Source organism: Streptomyces sp. NPDC048106, assembly GCF_040706415.1.
Lineage (GTDB): Bacteria > Actinomycetota > Actinomycetes > Streptomycetales > Streptomycetaceae > Streptomyces.
Window position 1 is genome coordinate 372251 of sequence record NZ_JBEZND010000001.1, and the last position, 17546, is coordinate 389796.

Annotated in this window: 13 protein-coding genes; 1 reads left to right on the top strand and 12 read right to left on the bottom strand. The window is 74.4% G+C overall.

The window, feature by feature from the left end; translation table 11 throughout:
- Positions 1 to 12: 12 nt before the first annotated feature.
- The 12 genes from AB0927_RS01670 to AB0927_RS01725 all read right to left on the bottom strand — a co-directional run bounded on the left by AB0927_RS01670 (position 13) and on the right by AB0927_RS01725 (position 16636).
- Positions 13 to 1692: an FHA domain-containing protein gene (locus AB0927_RS01670; RefSeq protein ID WP_366665445.1), complete on the bottom strand. Its 1680-nt coding sequence runs from the start codon at positions 1690 to 1692 to the stop codon at positions 13 to 15.
- Positions 1693 to 1750: 58 nt separating this feature from the next.
- On the bottom strand, positions 1751 to 3097 hold the full coding sequence (locus AB0927_RS01675) for a VWA domain-containing protein (protein ID WP_366665446.1): 1347 nt from the start codon (positions 3095 to 3097) through the stop codon (positions 1751 to 1753).
- A gap of 80 nt (positions 3098 to 3177) precedes the next feature.
- Entirely contained in the window at positions 3178 to 4584 is a 1407-nt protein-coding gene (locus tag AB0927_RS01680) for a PP2C family serine/threonine-protein phosphatase (protein WP_366665447.1), read from the bottom strand.
- Between the two features lie 3 nt (positions 4585 to 4587).
- Complete coding sequence (locus tag AB0927_RS01685; protein ID WP_366665448.1) at positions 4588 to 7095, bottom strand: tetratricopeptide repeat protein; 2508 nt, start codon at positions 7093 to 7095, stop codon at positions 4588 to 4590.
- Positions 7092 to 8366: a hypothetical protein gene (locus AB0927_RS01690; RefSeq protein WP_366665449.1), complete on the bottom strand. Its 1275-nt coding sequence runs from the start codon at positions 8364 to 8366 to the stop codon at positions 7092 to 7094. Before AB0927_RS01690 ends, AB0927_RS01685 begins: the two co-directional genes overlap by 4 nt.
- Before the next feature lie 41 nt (positions 8367 to 8407).
- A complete protein-coding gene (locus AB0927_RS01695; RefSeq protein WP_366665450.1) occupies positions 8408 to 9433 on the bottom strand; it encodes a glutamate ABC transporter substrate-binding protein in 1026 nt (341 codons plus the stop codon).
- Between the two features lie 14 nt (positions 9434 to 9447).
- The gene (locus AB0927_RS01700) at positions 9448 to 10818 is read right to left on the bottom strand and encodes a hypothetical protein (protein ID WP_366665536.1); all 1371 of its coding nucleotides are present in this window, start codon (positions 10816 to 10818) and stop codon (positions 9448 to 9450) included.
- Positions 10819 to 11071: 253 nt separating this feature from the next.
- Positions 11072 to 12070 (bottom strand): BadF/BadG/BcrA/BcrD ATPase family protein, encoded by a 999-nt coding sequence (locus AB0927_RS01705; protein WP_366665451.1) that lies wholly within the window; start codon positions 12068 to 12070, stop codon positions 11072 to 11074.
- On the bottom strand, positions 12061 to 13380 hold the full coding sequence (locus AB0927_RS01710; protein ID WP_366665452.1) for a 6-phospho-beta-glucosidase: 1320 nt from the start codon (positions 13378 to 13380) through the stop codon (positions 12061 to 12063). Before AB0927_RS01710 ends, AB0927_RS01705 begins: the two co-directional genes overlap by 10 nt.
- Positions 13381 to 13418: 38 nt before the next feature.
- Positions 13419 to 14639 (bottom strand): ROK family transcriptional regulator, encoded by a 1221-nt coding sequence (locus AB0927_RS01715; RefSeq protein ID WP_366665453.1) that lies wholly within the window; start codon positions 14637 to 14639, stop codon positions 13419 to 13421.
- A 99-nt stretch (positions 14640 to 14738) separates the two neighbouring features.
- The gene (locus AB0927_RS01720) at positions 14739 to 15356 is read right to left on the bottom strand and encodes a Uma2 family endonuclease (RefSeq protein WP_366665454.1); all 618 of its coding nucleotides are present in this window, start codon (positions 15354 to 15356) and stop codon (positions 14739 to 14741) included.
- A 152-nt stretch (positions 15357 to 15508) separates the two neighbouring features.
- Positions 15509 to 16636, bottom strand: coding sequence for a mechanosensitive ion channel family protein (locus tag AB0927_RS01725; RefSeq protein WP_366665537.1), 1128 nt, complete (start codon positions 16634 to 16636; stop codon positions 15509 to 15511).
- Positions 16637 to 16937: 301 nt separating this feature from the next.
- Here AB0927_RS01725 and AB0927_RS01730 point away from each other — a divergent pair, with 301 nt between their 5' ends.
- Positions 16938 to 17474, top strand: coding sequence for an HNH endonuclease (locus AB0927_RS01730; RefSeq protein ID WP_366665455.1), 537 nt, complete (start codon positions 16938 to 16940; stop codon positions 17472 to 17474).
- Positions 17475 to 17546 lie beyond the last annotated feature (72 nt).

Here is a 17546-nt window from a genome sequence, read left to right on the forward strand (position 1 = left end):
CGCCGCCGGTGCTCAGCCCCGGCGGACGGTGATCGTCGTCCAGGCGCCCACGTGCACCCGGTCGCCGTCCCGCAGCGGAACCGGCACGAACGGCTGGATCGGCTCCTCCGACATGTTGACCGTGGTGCCGTTGGTCGAGTTCTGGTCGACCACCGCCCAGCTCCCGTCCGGCTGCTGCACCAGCATCGCGTGCTGGTGCGAGACGCCCGGGTCCTCCGGCGGCACCGCCAGGTCGATGTCCGGGGTGTCGCCGGTGGAGTGCCGGCGGCGGCCGATCGTCACCTGGTCACCGGTGAGGGTGCGCTGCTGCTCGGGGGAGTACGCGGGCAGGTTCAGGCCCGTGGCCTCGGGGCCCGAGCGCTGCATCATCGCCATGAAGTACTCGCGGTCCGGCCCGATGGTCGCGGTCCAGGTCGACTGGCCCGGCGCGTCCGGGAAGCCGGGGCCCGCCGGGGCCTTCTGGAAGCCGGGGCCCGAGGGGGCCCGGGTGCCGCCGGGTTGGGGGTAGCCGTAGCCGCCGCCCTGGCCGGGACCGGTGGGGTCGGCGGACGACGGCGGGGAGATCACCCAGTCGTCGTCACCGCCGCCGAAGGAGGGACCGCCGGAGGCCGGGCCACCGGCGGGACCGCCGGGCGGGCCGCCGACCGGGGGCCGGCCGGTCTCCTGCGGGAACGCGGGGGGCGCGGGCGGGCCGCCGGCCGACGGGAACGCCTGCGGGGCGCCACCGGGACCGCCGGGACCGGCGGGCGGCGTCGGGCCGGGCGGGGGCGGGACGGCACGGGAGGGGTCGCCGCCGAAGGGGCCCTGGCCGGGACCGTTGTTGCCGAAGGGCGAGGTGCCGCCGGCCGGACCACCGGCACCGGGACCCCGGTCGCCGAAGCCGTTCGGGGCGCCCGGGGTGCCGGGCTGGGGGTAGCCGTAGCCGCCCTGGTTCTGGCCGCCGGGGCCCTGGCCGGGACCGGCGGGGCCGCCTGCCGGACCACCGGCCGGACCACCGGCACCCGGACCCTGCCCCGGACCGTTGTTGCCGAAGGGGGAGGGGCGGCCGGCCGGGCCGCCGGGGCCGGGGAAGCCGTTCGGGGCGCCCGGGGTGCCGGGCTGGGGGTAGCCGTAGCCGCCCTGGTTCTGGCCGCCGGGGCCCTGACCGGGACCGGACGGCGCGCCGGGCGCCCCCTGACCCGGGATCCGCCCGAAGGCGGGCGGGGGCGGCGGGCCGGGCGACGTCGGCGGGCTCGGCGGCGTGCGCTCGAACGGGGTCGGCCCCGACGGCTCGCCGCCGAACGGCGGGATCGGCTCGGCCGGACGGTTCACCTGCGAGGGCCGCGAGCCCTGGTACTCGTATCCGTCACCGCCGCCGCCGAACGGCGCGTTCGGCGACTGGAAGTGCGGCCCCGAGGGGCGCGGGGCCGCCGGGGTGTACGAGGTCGCGGTGTTGGTCAGGAAGTTCCACCGGCACTCCTCGCAGAAGGGCGCGCCGCCCTCACGGGGCGTGCGGCACTGCGGGCACAGCTCCGCCTCCGCGGCGGCGGCCGGCGGGCGGGTGCCCTGCCGGCCGGCCCCCGGGGGCGGGAAGCCGTAACCGCCGGGCGGCGGAGGCGGAGGGGGCGGAGGTACGGCACCGGCCATGCGGTGACCGCAGACCTCGCACCAGTCGTCGGAACCCGACTGGTGTCCGTTCGGGCAGGTCGGCATGTCGGTGCTTCCCCTTCTTCCTACGGGTCCGGCTGGATCGCTAGGGTCGCTTCCAGGGTCACTTCTTTACACGAACAGTCTTTGTGGACCGGGTCTCCAGAGTCATCTCGTCGGCCTCCGCGACCCTCGTCTTCAACCGCACAGTACCTGTCGCGGCGTCGACCACGTCCACCACCTTCGAAAGCAGTTTCGCAGTATCCGCGTTCCCCGAGGCGCTCGCCAGTTGAACGGCCCGCCCCAGTTTGGCCGTTGCTCCGTCGAAATCGCCCACTTTGCGAAGGTCGAGCCCTTGCTTGATGACTTGTGCCAGTTCAGCCTGTCCTGTGTAGTGGGCCACCTGGGGGCTGATCGCGGTGGAGGCCGTCATGTCGTCGGTCCATACGGCTCGTACGAGACCCTGCGCGCCGAGATTCTGGGCCGCACCGGAGGTCTCCCCGGCCTGCGGAACCACCAACGACAGCCGCGCGGCCAGCATTTCGCGGCCCAGGCCGGCCGGCGGGACCTCCAGGCACAGGTGGTAGTCGCGGGACTCGTCGCCCCAGGAGCCGGTCGGATAGTCCCCGGCGCGCGGCCCGGCCTCGGTGCGGCGGGCGGTCAAGTCCTCGACGGCGGGGGCGACTTGCTTGACGAAGCGGATGGCGGTGCCGACCGGCGTCCACACCCGCAGGGCGACGTCGGCGACCTCCTTGCCCATCGCCGCCTCCATCATGCGCGTGAAGTCGGCGGCGAGGCCCGCCGGATCGGCGACGATGTCGGCGGTGCCGAGGAGCGCGGAGGCGATCCCTGTGACTTCTTTCACTTCCCAGTCGGTGCCCACGCCCCGCGCGTCGCAGGTGAACCGTCCGGCGCAGGCGTCGAGGGCGGCGCGCAGGTCCTCGGGCGACTCGTGCTCGTTGCGCCCGTCGGTGAGCAGGATGCCGTGCCGCAGGGTGACGTCCGCCGAGGACAGCAGCCGGTCGGCGAGGCGCAGCCAGGTGCCGATGGCCGTGCCGCCGCCCGCGGCGAGTCGTCGTAGCGCCTGCTTGGCCTCCGCCCGGGTGGCGGGGCCCGCGATCGCGAGGCGGTCGCCGCCGGGGTAGACCTCGGCGGCCGTGTGGGTGCCGCCGATCACCGCGAAGTGGGTGCCGTCGCGCAGGGTGTCGACGGCGGCGGCCGTGGCGTCCCGGGCGTTGCGCATCTTCGTCGGCGGGTAGTCCATGGAGCCCGAGCAGTCCACCATGATCGCCACGGCGGCGGAGGGCCGCCCGCCGGAGGTGGCCGGGCCGATGCCGGCGCCGAGCGTGCCGCCGCCCGTCGACGTCACCGTGACGATGGCGTTGACCTCGCGGCCCCCCTCGGGCAGGTACTCGTTCTGGTACACGTCCACCGAGAACCGTGGCACGCTCGGTTTCGCGAAATTGGCCATACGTACTCAAATCCCCCTCGACCGCCGCGCTTACGCACGGCGATGGCTGTGTCCGGGCCGGTCCCCTCCGACCCGTGGCCTCAGGCCGATCCTGCCCCCTGCGGCGCCGCCGGGAACGGCAGGACCGCCACTGTTACGTTGTCGTGGCCCCCGCCGTCCAGGGCGTGGCCGACCAGGACGCGGGCGCTGTGCAGCGGCCGGACGGCGGCGTCCGCCGGGATCGTCTCGGCCATCTCCTGGGCCGTCTCGGCGTAGTTCCACAGCCCGTCGGTGCACACCACCACGACGCCGGGCCGGTCCGGCTTGAACGACGCGGTGTGCGGGTCCAGTTCGTAGGCGTCCGCGCCGAGCCAGCCGGTGATCGCGTGGGCGCGCTCGTCGGCGTACGCCTCGGCCTCGCTCATCAGTCCGGCGGCGACCATCTGCGCGGCCCAGGAGTCGTCCTCGGTCAGCCGCGCGGGCGGCGCGCTGCGGTCGTCCGGCACCCAGTAGGCGCGGCTGTCGCCGACCCAGCCGACCACCAGGAGCCCGGCGGCGACCACGGCGGAGACGATGGTGCAGGCCGGCGCGTTCTGGTGCGGGTCGTGCTCGCGGGCCGCGTCCGGTTCCCCGGCGAGCGCGTTGACGGCCTGGGCGGCGGCGACGATCGCCTCGTGCATGGCCGTCTGCGGGTGCGTGCCGCGCGGCAGGGCGGCGAGCAGGATGTCACCGGCCGCGCGCGCGGCGGCGGCCGAGGCCTCGTCGGGGCGGGTCGCCGAGGAGACGCCGTCGCAGACGACGGCGTGCGTGGCGGGGCTGCCGTCGGGCAGCGCGGTGTGGCCGAGGGCGAAGAAGTCCTCGTTGCGGTGGTGGCGCAGCCCGCGGTCGCTGACGGCGGCCACCGGGCCCGACTCCCGCTCCATGTGGTCGCGTTCGCGGGGCTGGGCGTGGCCGCAGTTCTCGCAGTAGCCGTCGCTGTCCACGCGGCCGTCCCGGCAGGCGACACAGGTCGTGGCGGGCTGCGCGTGCTCGGCGGACCGCTCCGGTGCGGGGGTCTCGTTCGCCGCGCGGGGATCGGGGGCCTGCAAGGGGTACTCCTCGGGTTCCGCCGGGCGGTCGAAGCGGACGCCGGACGCGGGCTGTGCGGCGGGCGCCTCCGGTTCGCCGGGGTGCAGCGGGTGGCCGCCCGAGTCGGTGCCGGGCAGGTCGGTCGGCAGATGCGTCGCGGGGGAGGCGGAGCCGGTGCCGGGCGGCTCGGGGGCGGGCCACCGCACGCCGTTCCCGGGCGCCGGGGAGCCGGGCCCGGGGGTGCCCGGAGCCGGGGTGCCGGGAGCCGGGGTGCCGGGGGCCGGTGGTCCGGTCATGGTCAGCGTCGGGTGGTCCTGGGGCGGGGCGGGCACCACCGAGAGGTCGTGCCCGCACGCACCACAGAAGAGGTCGTCCGGCTCGACGGGCTCCGCGCAGCTCGGGCACGTGGCCGGTGCGGCCTGCTGGGGCATCTGCGACATCAACTACACCCACGTCCGGGGGCGGTAACGGTTGGCCCGTTCCACCAGTTCGATCCTCTCCTCGCCGCCGGGCGCCAGCCGGGCCAGCGCCCGGTAGGCGCGCTCCAGGCCGAAGCGCAAACCCCGCTCGTCCAGCCCGCTGCCCAGCAGCACCCGCCCGCCGGCGGCCGGCCGGGCGGTGTCCTGGCCCCCGGAGAGTATCCAGTCCAGCGCACAACCGAGCACTTCCGCCGACAGCACCTCGCGCCGCGCCGGGTCGAGACCGTACGCCTGCAACGCCTCGACCTGCCCGGCGGCGGCGGTCAGGTCGTCCAGGAACGGCAGGTCGCCCGCGCCCGCGGTGCGCTGTCTGAGCCGGGCCCGGACGGCGGCGACCCGGGCGGCCGTGTAGTGGATGGACGACTCCGGCACCGACTCCAGCGTGCGCACCGCGGCCTGCCGGTCCCCGGCGGCGAGATGCACCCGGGCGAGTCCGAAGGCGGCGCTCACATAGCTGGGATCGGTCGCCCACACCAGGTGGTAGTACTCGGCCGCGTTGTCCAACTGGCCCAGCACCTCCGCGCAGGCGGCGAGCGCCAGCTTGGGCGTGGCCTCGCCGGGGAAGGCGTCGTAGACGGCGTCGAAGGCGAGCGCGGCCCCCTGGAAGTCGCCGGTGACCAGCGCGGCCAGGCCCCGGTACCAGACCACCCGCCAGTCCTCGGGCCGCTCCTCGTCCAGCGAGGCGAGGACGGCCGCGGCGCCGTAGTGGTCCCCGGTCTCCAGGCGCGCCCGCACCTGCCTGAGCCGCGTCTCCACGCTCTGCGCGGGCGCCGCCGCCAGCGCCCCGATCAGCTCCCCGGGCGCGGACGCCACGAGCCCCGCCAGGAACCCGGCGTTGGGATCGTTCGCGTCGACCAGGGGCATGGGCAGCGCGAGCGCCACGGCGGCGAAGTCGAGCGGCTTGACCAGGGCGGCCGGTGGAGCCGCGGCCGGGGCGGGCCGGCCGGTCCGCCCCCGCCCGCGTCCCGCGGTCTCCCGCGCGCCCAGGCGCGACACGTCCCCCTCCAGCCGGGGGAACAACTCCGTGTCCGTGACCCGCGCTTCGGGCCCGAACAAGGTCGACAGGGCGGGCCGCGCCTGGCCCGTCTGGAGGGACACGACCTCCCGCAGCACCCCCGTCAACTGCTCGGCCATCTCCTGGGCGGAGCCGAAGCGGCGGGCCGGGTCGGGGTCGGTGGCGCGGACCAGGAAGCGGTAGAAGGACTCGTAGCGGCGGAAGACCTCGATGGTGTCGGGGTCGGGCAGCGAGTCGGCGTAGACGTTGGTGTAGCCCTGGAAGTCGAAGGTCAGCACGGCGAGGGTGCGGCCCACGGTGTAGAGGTCGCTCGCCACCGACGGGCCGACCTCGGCGACCTCGGGCGCCTGGTAGCCCACCGTGCCGTAGATCGCGGACTCGTCGTCGTCCATGCGGCGCACCGCGCCCATGTCGATCAGCTTGAGCTGGTCCTCGGTCTGGATGGCGTTGTCGACCTTGAAGTCGCAGTACAGCAGGTTGCGGCTGTGCAGATGGCCGAGCGCCTCCAGCGCCTCGATGCCGTACGCGCACGCCTGTTCCACCGGCAGCGGGTCGCGCCTGCCCTCCGGAGTGCGGCGGGCGTTGGCGATCTCCTTGAGGGACTTGCCGCCGACGTACTCCATGACGATGTAGCCGTCGAGGGAGCCGGTGCGCTGGTCCAGGTGCTCCACGAAGTTGTAGATCCGCACGATGTTGGCGTGCTCGATCTCCGCGAGGAAGCGCCGCTCGGAGATCGCCGCGGCCATCGCGTCCTGGTCGCCGGTGTCCAGCAGGCCCTTGAGGACCACCCAGCGGTCGGAGACGGCCCGGTCCACGGCGAGGTAGATCCAGCCCAGGCCGCCGTGCGCGAGGCACCCCGCGACCTCGTACTGGCCGTGCACGATGTCCCCGGCCTTCAGCTTGGGCACGAACGAGTACGGGTGGCCGCACTTGGTGCAGAAGCCCTCGGTGCGGCCCGGCCGCTCCCCGCGGGCCCGGCCGACCGGCGCCCCGCAGTCCGAGCGGGAGCAGAACCGCTTGCGTTCGGGCACCTCGGGGTGGTCGAGGACCATGGTGCGCGGGTCGGGCCGCGGCACCTGCGGCACCTGCACGAGGCCCGCGCCCAGCCGCCCCCGGCCGGAGGACCCCGACGCGGAGCCGGAGCTGCGCACCGACACCGAGGGGGCGGTGGCGCCGCCCGACAGGGACCGCGAGAGGCGCCCGGACACCGAGCGCCGCGACCTGGCCGACTGCGAGGACGTCCGCGCGCTGCGGGCGCTGCCGGAGCCGCGGCTGTCCGGCGCGCCCCGGGTGAGCCCGGTGGGCAGCGAGCCGACCATCCCGCCCCCGGAGGGAAGACCCCCGGCCGACACCACGGGCGCCAGGCCGCAGGTGTCGCAGTACAGCTCGCCGCCGCCGACGTCCTCGTACGACCCCTCGCAGCCCGGCCGCTGACAGGCCCGCCCGGTTCCGCTCATCGCCGGCCCCCCTCACGGTCCTCGGGCGCGGTGTCCAGCAGTTCGGCCGCCGCCCGCTGGTAGCGCAGCACCGCGCCCTCGGCCACGCGCAGGTCACAGGGCGCGCTCCACAGCATCCGCCGGGCGGCGTCGTACCGCTCCACCAGGAACGGGTCCTCGGCCAGGCCGTGCCGGGCCACCTTCGCCTTGTAGGCGTCGAGTCGGCCGCGCAGTTCGGCGCGGACCGCGAGCGGCGCGGTCACCGCCGTCAACTGTTCGCGGGCGCGCAGCAGTTCGTCCTCCGCCTTCTGCTCAAGGGACTCCAGCAGCGGGGACAGCCGGTGCCACTGGGCGGCCCGCCGGTACTCGGCCGCCGTCGCGAGCTGCTCCTGGAGCACGGTCGGCGGGCCGCTGACCACCGGCACCTCGGTGGCGGCGATCTTCGCCAGCACCTCGCCGCGCGCGGTCCGGGCCTCGGCGAGCGTGCGGTCCGCGCGCGAGAGGACGTCCCGGAGGCGGATCAGCCGGGCCTCGGCGTCCTGGCGCACGGTCAGCACCGCGTCGATCTCCCGCCGCACGTCCTCCAGGGCGCGCGCCTCGCGGTCGTACACCCGGGTGTCCGGGCGGCCGCCGCCGGGCGCCGAACTGCCCTGGGCGGGCACCCAGAAGGCGAGCGGGTCGCGGATCACGTCCTCGCGCAGCCGGGTCAGGGTGCGGGTGATCCGCTCCAGGTCGTCCCCGGCCGGGTGTTCGCCGGGGCGCACGCCGACGGAGTGCGCGAGCTGCCGGGTGCGCTGGAGCTCGGCGGCCAGGAGGTCGATCCGCGCGGGCAGCGCCGACCAGACCGCGTCGGCGGTGACGACCAGGTCCAGGCTGGTCGCGTACAGGTCGTTCATCCGGTCCACCAGCTCGGCCAGCGAGAAGCTCTCGCTGAGCCTGCCGCTCGGGGACCCGGGGACCGCCACGGAGGTGCCGCGCAGCAGTTCGGTCAGCTCGGCCAGGTCCTCACGGCTGGCCCAGCGGCGCCGGGCCCGGATCTCACGGGCGCCGCGCAGCGCGGCCGTGTAGGCGTCGAAGTACGACCACAGCAGGGTGATCCGCGTCTCCGTGGCCTGCCAGCGCTCCTGGGTGACGCCGGTCAGTTCGGCGCCCTCCAGGAGTCTGCGGCCCGCGTGGTCCTGAAGGGCGAGCAGCGAGGTCTCGATCGCCTCGTGCTCCTGGCCGAGCCGCGCCAGCGCACGGTCCACCTCGTCCCGGTCCATCACCGGCCCGGCGGGGTCCGTGACGCCCATCGATCACCTCTCGCTTGCTGTGTGTTCCGGTCGGCTGGGGTTCAACTGGTGCGCAGGTACCGCGGCCTGGGTGGCTTGGACGGCGAGGAGTCCCTGCCCAGTGTGGCCGACAGCCATGTGTCGTACGACCGCTGCCAGCCGTTCGCGCGGTAGCCGACCAGGATCTGGTTGACCCGGCGTACCAGATCGGAGGCGTCCTGCTTCATCGCCACTCCGTAGTACTCGGTCGTGAACGGCGCGCCCTTGAGCTCCACGGTCGGATCCTGGGCGGCCTGGCTCGCGGCGAGGGCGCCGTCGGTGACCACCGCGTCCACCTCGCCGAGCTGGAGCCGCACCAGGCAGTCGAGCTGGTTGGGCACCGTGGTGGAGATGTCGGTGGAGGCGGGCAGCTGCCCGGCCTTCTGGTCCGCGACCAGCTTGGTGTACCCCGTCGAACCGGCCGCCGTGCACACCTTCTTGTGCGCCAGCGTGTCGTTGTACCCGGTGATCGAGGACGACTTGGGCGCGAGCACCTGCTGGCCGGTCTTGAAGTACGGCGCCGAGAACGCCACCTCGCCGAGCCGCTCGCAGTTGATGGTCATGGTCCGCACGACCATGTCGACGCGGTCGCCCTGGAGCGCCGAGATGCGCTGGTTGGTCGGTATCGCCTTGAACTGGACCGCGTGCGGGTCGCCGAGGATGTCCTCGGCGATGCGCTGCACCAGGTCGATGTCGAAGCCCTCCAGCTGGGCGCCCTCGGCGTTGGGGTTGCGGTAGCCCCAGCGGTAGCTGTCCTGGTCGACGCCGACGATCAGCTTGCGCCGGTCGCCCTGGCGGGCCTTGATGGCGTCGATGGTGGGACCGTCCGCGCCCGACGGGGCGAGGGTCTGCTCGTGCGCCTCGGAGTCCTGGCAGGCGTCGGCCCGCACCTGGCTGCCCTCGGCGAGCTGCTGCCCGGCCCGGTCCGGCGCGGGCCGGTGGTGCGGGGTCTGGGTGCACGGCAGCAGCAGGACGAATGCCAGCGCCAGGGCGCACAGGGCCGCCATCGTGCCGACCCCGCCCCAGCCGCGCAGCCGGCTCGCGTCCATCGCTCCGCCCCTTCTCACCGGTACTCCGAAAGCCTGCGACCGAGCCCTGCGAGCGCGCCCGCCGCGCCGAGCACCGCGAGGGCACCGGCCCCGGCGGGCAGCCCGGTCATGGCGTCCCGCCCGGCCGTCGCGGCCCGGTGGAACTCGGCCTGCTCATGGCCTATCGCGTCGACGAGTTCGCTGTCGACGTCGTCGAAGCACTCACCGGTGGTGCCCTTGGCGCCGATCACCTTCTCCAGCGCCTGCCGGTAGTTGCCGTTCTCGTCCTCGGCGCGGGCCGCGACGTGCCGCTGCTTCCACAGCGTCGTGCTGGCCTCGGCCGCCTTGACGTGCGCGGTGCCGTCGGAGTCGTCGGCGAGCCGCTCCGCCCGGCCCAGCCCCCTGCCGAGCACCGTCATGTCCTCGTCGAAGCCGTAGTAGTAGGCGTCGTACTGCTTGCCGTCGACCGTGATGGTCTTGGCGCCGCGCGCGACCAGGCCCAGGTTCTCGTTGCCCCGGGCCTTCAGGGAGGCGATGCGGGCGTCGTGCAGGACGGTCAGGGAGCGGATGCCGTGGTCGTACGAGCCGTTCAGCTCGGTGCGGGCGACGGTGTGCCCGACGGTGAGCCACAGCAGGGCGATCACCGTCGCGGAACCGGCGGCGACCAGGCCGTGGTTGAGCACGCGGTTCGTCCGCCGGTAGTCGCGGCGCTGGGCCCAGCCGAGCGCGGCGAGGCTGAGCACGCCGAGCGCGATGGCCGCCCAGGGGTACGGCGTCGCGTCCCCGTAGTCGGCGTCCAGGCGCGCGTTCTCCCTGGTGTAGAGGTCCTCCGCGTCCTTGAGCATCTGCTGCATCTTCTCGTCGGCGTACCTGAGGTAGGCGCCGCCGACCGGGTAGCCCTGCCGGTTGTAGGTGCGGGCCTGCTCGATGAGGCCCTTGTACTCGGGCAGCAGCCGGTTCAGGCGGGCGATGGTGGCCTTGGAGGCGGAGCCGGGCTCGGCGTTGGCGGCGGCCGTGACCAGTCCGGAGGCGGCCGCGCGGATGTCGTTCTCGTACCGGTCGCGGGTGGCGGCCGGCTCCTGGCCGCCCGCCAGGAAGCCGCTGGAGGCGGCGGTGTTGGCGTCCGCCAGCGCGCGGTAGATGTCGGCGGCGCCGGAGCTGAGCGGCTGGCTGCGGTGCAGCACGTCGTCCGCGGCGGCCGCGCGCTCGCTGCTCTGCCAGGCGGTGACCGCCCCGAACGCCACGACCAGCAGCGCGAGCACGGCACCGATGAGGCGCAGCCGGCCCGGCTCGGTGGTCGCGGCGGCCCGCAGCTTCTCGGCGCCCTCGGCGAAGGCGGAGCGCCGGGACTGCGGCGGGTGCGGCGGGTGGGGCACGGGGGACGGCGGTCCGGGTTGTGCGGGGATGCCGGGGGCGGCGGGCGCGGCGGAACCCACGACCGGTGGTGCTGCGCTCTGCGGCGGGTGTGTCACTCGACCTCCCCCATGGTCATCCGTACGCAGCCAAGTATCGCCGCACGGAGTGCCGTTCCGCACCGGCCTTCACTGGATCTTGCGCGGATCTCAGTGCGCGCTGTCCGTATACACGCACGGAGCACATGTTCGGTTCCTCGGGCGGGACTTGGCACGACCGGGGGAAACCGTTTCCGCGCGGGCGGGTTCAGGGCGCCTCCCAGTACCTTCGCGCCCGCTCCCGCGCCCCCGCCGCCGCCCCCAGCCGGTCCAGGCCGAGGAGCGCGGCGCCGAGGACCGGGCGCGCGCGGACGACGCGGACGGCGGCCTTCGGGGCACGGGACGCCAGCAGGGCGCGGACCCCGTCGTCCAGTTGCGGATGCCCGGCGGTGAGCACACTGCCGCCGAGCAGCACCGGGGTCCGCTCGTCCAGCAGGCCCAGGCGGGTCAGGGCCACCGTGGCCATGACCGTCACCTCCTGCGCCAGCCGGTCCACGATCGCGCGGGCCACCGGGTCGCCGTCGGCCGCCGTCGCGAACAGCACCGGGGCCAGCTCGCCTCGCCGCTCGGGCGCGAGGTCCCCCAGGTGCAGCGCCTCGATCAGCGCGTACATGGAGGGCAGCCCGAAGTGGGCGGGCAGGGCGTCCGCGAGCGCCGTGGCCTCGCCCCGCCCGTCCGCCGCCCGCGCCGCGCACCACAGCGCCTCCTCCGCGAGCCCCCAACCGCCGCCCCAGTCACCGGAGATCCGGCCGAGCGCGGGGAAGCGGGCGGTACGGCCGTCGGGCCGCATCCCCACGCAGTTGATGCCCGCGCCGCAGACCACCGCCACGCCCCGGGGCTCGGCGACGCCCGCGCGCAGGATCGCGAAGGTGTCGTTGCGCACCTCCACCGCCCGGCCCCACCCGCGCGCGTGCAGGGCGGTCGCCAACCGCTCCTCCTCCACGGGCAGATCGGCGTTGGCCAGACAGGCGGAGACATGCGTGACGGAGTCGAGGCCCGCTTCCGCCAGCGCCCGCCGCACCGGCTCGGCGAGCGCGTCCAGGGCCGCCGGCACGCCCACCGAGGGCGGCCGGAAGCCCCCGCCGCGCGCCGTGGCGAGCACCTCCCCGGCCGCGCTGACCACGGCCACGTCGGTCTTGCTGTTGCCCGCGTCGATGGCGAGCACGCTCGCCGTGCCGGTCGCGGTGCCGGTCTCGGTCAGGCCCACGCCAGATGCTCCCTGTTGTGTGCGACCAGGCTGTCGGTGAGGGCCTCGGCGGCGTCGTACTGGCCGATCAGCGGGTGGGCGAGCAGGGCGCGGAAGACCCGGTCCCGGCCGCCGCGCAACGCCGCCTCCAGGGCCAGCTCCTCGTACGCCGTCACGTTCGCGATCAGGCCCGCGTACAGCGGGTCGAGCTTCGGTACGGGCAGCGGCACGGGACCGGTCGGGCCGACCGCCGCCTGCACCTCGATCACCGCGTCGTCGGGGAGGAAGGGCAGCGTGCCCCCGTTGAGCGTGTTCACCACCTGGTACGGGCTTCCGCCCGCCCGTCGCCCGCCACCACCCCCGACCGAGGGCCCAGCGGGCCCGCCGCTCTCGTTTCCGAGCAGGGCCGCCGCCAGGTCCACCGCGGCCTCCGAGTAGAACGCCCCGCCCCGCCCGGCGAGCAGCGCCGGTTTCTCGTCCAGGGCCGGGTCGCCGTACATCGCCAGCAACTCCCGCTCCATCCGCGCCACTTCCTCGGCGCGCGACGGCTTGGTGCGCAGCTCTCGTACGACCTCGTCGTGGGCGTAGTAGTAGCGCAGGTAGTAGGAGGGGACGACGCCGAGGCGGTCGAGGAGGGCGCGCGGCAGGCGCAGGTCACCGGCGATGGCGTCGCCGTGCCCGGCGAGCAGCGCGGGCAGCACGTCCTCGCCCTCGGGGCCGCCGAGGCGGACGGCGGTCTCCCAGGTGAGGTGGTTGAGCCCCACGTGCGCGAGGTGCACGTCCGCCGGGGTCACCCCGAGGTGGGCGGCGAACTTGCGCTGGAGGCCGATCGCCACGTTGCACAGGCCGACCGCGCGGTGCCCCGCGTGCAGCAGGGCGCGGGTGACGATGCCGACCGGGTTGGTGAAGTCGATGATCCAGGCGCGGGGGTTGCGGCGCCGGACCCGCTCGGCGATGTCCAGCACCACCGGTACGGTGCGCAGCGCCTTGGCGAGGCCGCCCGCGCCGGTGGTCTCCTGGCCGACGCAGCCGCACTCCAGCGGCCAGGTCTCGTCCCGCTGCCGGGCCGCCTGCCCGCCGACGCGCAGCTGGAGCAGCACGGCGTCGGCGCCGTCGATGCCCGCGTCCAGGTCGGCGGTGGTCACGATCCGGCCGCCGTGCCCCTGCTTGGCGAAGATCCGCCGGGCCAGTCCGCCGACCAGTTCCAGGCGTTCGGCGGCCGGGTCCACCAGGACCAGCTCCGCGACGGGCAGGGTGTCCCTGAGCCGGGCGAGGCCGTCGACGAGTTCGGGGGTGTAGGTCGAGCCGCCGCCGACCACGGTGATTTTCATGCAGAGATCAACCCTTCACTGCGGTGAGTGGGACGCGGTTAGCGCGCGGTGTCGAAGACCTCGTCGCGGGTGGCGGCGAGCGCGGCCTCCAACGCGCCGCGCAGGACGGGCTGTTCGCGGATGTCGCCGAGGACGAGCCGGGGCCGGGCCGCCGCCAGCTCGGCCAGCTCGGCCTGGATCAGGGCGCGCAGCACCTCGCCGCCGGCGGTCAGGGCGGAGCCGCCGAGCACGACGAGTTCCGGGTCGAGGACCGAGACGAGCGCGGCGAGCCCGGTGGCGAGGCGGGTCGCGTAGCTCCGGAGCAGCTCCCGGTGCGGGCCGCCCGCGTGGTCGGCGGCGCGGGCCAGCAGCTCCCGCGCCACCTCGGGGTACGGCCCCGACGGTATGTCCGGGACCCCGAGTGCACGGGCCAGCCCCGGCAGCTCCTGGGCGCCGGCCAGCTCCTGGTAGCCGCCGCGGTTGGCCCGGGTCACCTGGCGCACCAGGGGCGTGCCCGGCACCGGCAGGAAGCCGACCTCGCCGGCGCCGCCGGTCCAGCCGCGGTGCAGCCGGCCGCCGAGGACGAGGGCGGCGCCGAGGCCCGCCTCGTTCCACAGCAGCACGAAGTCCCCGTGGCCGCGGGCGGCGCCGAGGCGCTGTTCGGCGAGGGCGACGAGGTTGACGTCGTTCTCGTATCCGACCGGCATCGGCAGCGCGGCGGCGAGTTCGTCGAGCAGCGCGGGGGAGTGCCAGCCGGGCAGGTGCGAGGCGTAGCGCAGCCGGCCGGTGTTCGGGTCGAACGCGCCGGGCGTGCCGATGACGAGCCGGCGTATCGCGCCGCGCGTGAGCCCCGCCGACCGCACGGCGCCGTCGAGGGCGTCGGTGACCTGGCGCACGACGGAGTGCGCGGGTCCTTCGGGTCCTTCGGCGGGGGTGGGCAGCTCGTACCGGCCGACCGTGCGGCCCGTGAGGTCGGCGACGGCGGCGCGGATGCGGCCCGGGGTGACGTCGAGCCCCGCGGCGTACGCGGCGCCGGGCTCGACCGCGTAGAGCTGCGCGCCGGGCCCCGGCCGCCCTTCGGTGGTCCCGGTGACCCGCACCAGCCCCGCCGCCTCCAGCCGGGCCAGCAGTTGCGAGGCGGTGGGCTTGGACAGTCCCGTCAGCTTGCCTATCCGCGCCCGGGACAACGGCCCGTGCTCCAGCAGCAGGTCCAGGGCCGCGCGGTCGTTCATGGCGCGCAGCACACGAGGGGTGCCCGGTGTACCGGCCGTTCCTGCCATGGGTCCCGACCCCCGCCTCACTGTCAGGAAACTTTCCTGTTCGAGGCGAACGTAAGTCCGGCACGGAGGAGGCGTCAATACGCGGTGGTCGTCCCGGGCTCAGCCCTGGAGGAAGGGGGTGGTGTCGAGGGCGGGGTACGGCGCGGGGAGGGGGAGGGGGTCGCCCAGGTCGACCTTGGTGTCGTTCTCGTAGTAGGCGTCGGTGGGGTCGTCGCCGGGCAGGGTCGGGCCGGTGTAGCAGTGGGCCGTCCTGGTCTCGCGGTTGATCAGAACGTAGACCGGGATTCCGGCGGTGGCGTAGGCGGCCAACTTGGCGCCCGTGTCGATGGCGTGGTTGGACGACGTGACCTCGCCGACCAGGGCGATCATGCCGATCGGGTACCAGCCCTTGTGGACCTTGAGATATGAGCTGTCCAGCTCGGTCGGCTCGCGGCGCAGGACGTAGAAGTCGGGAATCACCAGTGCCATGGTGCTGCCGTCCTGATGGGCCGCGCGGAAGCCCATACCCATACCCGCCAGATCGAGTCCGGCCATGTGGAGTTGGAAGGTGAGCTTGACTGCGCCCTTGCTGTGGTTGTAGTCCGGTTGCGGCGGCACGATGACCGTCCCCTCGACGTACTCGGGTCGAATCGGCGCCACCGACGCCTTCTCGAACGCGATCAGCAGATCGATGGGGTCCTGCGTCATCATCGGCTCCACGAGAGGTCCGGCGCTCATCGCTCGTTCTCCTTGTCGCATCGATGCCAGGCTAAGCCCGCGTCGGGTGCCCCGGCACAACAGTGGGGCACCCCGGGCGCTCCCGCGCCGGAATGCCCCACCCCTTCACTCGAACGAGCGTGCTGAACCGTTCCCCCGCTTTCCGGGCTCTCCTACTTCTTCGGCGGGGCCGTCCGCTGGGTGGTGATCGGGGTCGCGGCCATCGACTGCGGGGAGTCGGCGTCGGAGAAGGCGGAGGGGGCGGCGACCGCGGCGGTGGTGTCGGGCAGCCCGGCCACGTCCTCGACCGCCGTCGCGCCGCCCACGATGCGGATGCTCGCCGCGTCGAAGGCGCGCTTGATGCGCCAGCGCAGCTCGCGCTCGACGGTGGTGGACTTGCCCGGCATGGTCTTGGCGGAGACGCGGACCACCATGGAGTCGATGAGCACGGAGTCCAGGCCGAGGACCTCGATCGGGCCCCACAGCAGCTCGTTCCAGGGCTCTTCCTTGCTCGTCTTCTCGGCGACCTCGTCCAGCGTCGCCTTGACCTTGTCCAGGTCCTCGCCGGAGCGCACGGTCACGTCGACGCCGGCCGTCGCCCAGCCCTGGGACAGGTTGCCGATCCGCTTGACCTCGCCGTTGCGGACGTACCAGATCTCGCCCTCGGCGCCGCGCAGCTTCGTCACGCGCAGCCCGACCTCGATCACCTCGCCGGTGGCCACGCCCGCGTCGATCACGTCACCGACGCCGTACTGGTCCTCCAGGATCATGAACACACCGGACAGGAAGTCCGTGACCAGGTTCCGGGCGCCGAAACCGATCGCGACGCCGGCGACACCGGCGGACGCCAGCAGCGGCGCCAGGTTGATCTTGAAGGTGGACAGCACCATCAGCGCCGCCGTGCCGAGGATCAGGAAGCTCGCCACCGACCGCAGCACGGACCCGATGGCCGCCGACCGCTGCCGCCGCCGCTCCGCGTTGACCAGCAGCCCGCCCAGCGCGGTGCCGTCCACGGCCTGCGCGGTACGGGCCATCCGCTCGATCAGCTTGGTGATCGCCCGCCGCACGACCGCTCTCAGCGCGACCGCCACCACGATGATCAGCAGGATCTGCAGGCCCATGGCGAGCCAGGTCGACCAGTTCTGCTCGACCCAGCTCGCCGCGTTCGTCGCGCTCTCCTGGGCGTCCTGGAGCGTCGGCACCGGACGCGCCGAATCCGACGGCGAGGGGGACGGCGACGCACCGACGGCCGTCAGGACCACGGGCAAGGACGACACGGCAGGTACCTCCAGGTGCTGCATGGTCCGTACCGGTGGGGCGGGCAAGGTCTGCGAGGTCACGAAAAGATCACCGGACGGCCAGCACCACCACACTAACGGGGCATTGTGGGTGCCCTGTGCGGATCCGCCAAGGAGGGGCGCGGGAGAGACACGGCTCACCCTGGCTTGAAGGGCCCGTGATCCGGGGGATGTATCACCTGTGCTCGAAAACACTCCCAGCCCGTTACCGGGACATGGTGGCGCCGCCACCAGGCATGAGGGGAGACTGGCTGCAGATCGTCCCGGCGCGAGCCACGCGCCGCCGACGCCCAAGGAGGCACCCGTGCCGCATGTCCTGGTCCTCAACGCGTCGTACGAGCCGCTCGGCGTCGTACCGCTCCGCCGCGCGCTCGTCCTCGTCCTGGAGAACAAGGCCGTCTCCCTTGAGGAATCCGGCGCCTTTATGCACAGCGCGACCGTCACACTCCCCGCACCCAGCGTGGTCCGGCTCAAGCGATTCGTCCGGGTCCCGTACCGGGGGCCCGTCCCGCTCACCCGTCGTGCGCTCTTCGCGCGGGACGGGGGCCGGTGCATGTACTGCGGTGGCGTCGCAACCAGCGTCGACCACGTCATCCCGCGCAGTCGCGGGGGCAAACACGTCTGGGACAACGTGGTGGCCTCCTGCCGCCGCTGCAACCACGTGAAGGCCGACCGCCACCTCGTGGAACTGGGCTGGCGCCTGCGCCACAAACCGGCCCCGCCCACCGGTCTGGCCTGGCGCATCATCGGCACCGGCCACAGGGATCCGCGCTGGCTGCCCTACTTGCAGCCGTACGGCGCGGACGACGCCATGGCCCGGATCGACGGCATCTCCGCCTGAGGTCCGGGCTTTCGCGTATCCGCCCCGCGTCCCGCCCGCCACGGCCGGGACGCGGGGCCCGGCGGCATGCCC

What these genes read in the sequence shown, in the direction of transcription:
- AB0927_RS01725 (WP_366665537.1), bottom strand. Translation starts at nt 16,636, where the DNA reads ATGCAGCACCTGGAGGTACCTGCCGTGTCGTCCTTGCCCGTGGTCCTG.
- AB0927_RS01680 (WP_366665447.1), bottom strand. Translation starts at nt 4,584, where the DNA reads ATGTCGCAGATGCCCCAGCAGGCCGCACCGGCCACGTGCCCGAGCTGC.
- AB0927_RS01695 (WP_366665450.1), bottom strand. Translation starts at nt 9,433, where the DNA reads ATGGACGCGAGCCGGCTGCGCGGCTGGGGCGGGGTCGGCACGATGGCG.
- AB0927_RS01710 (WP_366665452.1), bottom strand. Translation starts at nt 13,380, where the DNA reads ATGAAAATCACCGTGGTCGGCGGCGGCTCGACCTACACCCCCGAACTC.
- AB0927_RS01675 (WP_366665446.1), bottom strand. Translation starts at nt 3,097, where the DNA reads ATGGCCAATTTCGCGAAACCGAGCGTGCCACGGTTCTCGGTGGACGTG.
- AB0927_RS01670 (WP_366665445.1), bottom strand. Translation starts at nt 1,692, where the DNA reads ATGCCGACCTGCCCGAACGGACACCAGTCGGGTTCCGACGACTGGTGC.
- AB0927_RS01685 (WP_366665448.1), bottom strand. Translation starts at nt 7,095, where the DNA reads ATGAGCGGAACCGGGCGGGCCTGTCAGCGGCCGGGCTGCGAGGGGTCG.
- AB0927_RS01690 (WP_366665449.1), bottom strand. Translation starts at nt 8,366, where the DNA reads ATGGGCGTCACGGACCCCGCCGGGCCGGTGATGGACCGGGACGAGGTG.
- AB0927_RS01720 (WP_366665454.1), bottom strand. Translation starts at nt 15,356, where the DNA reads ATGAGCGCCGGACCTCTCGTGGAGCCGATGATGACGCAGGACCCCATC.
- AB0927_RS01715 (WP_366665453.1), bottom strand. Translation starts at nt 14,639, where the DNA reads ATGGCAGGAACGGCCGGTACACCGGGCACCCCTCGTGTGCTGCGCGCC.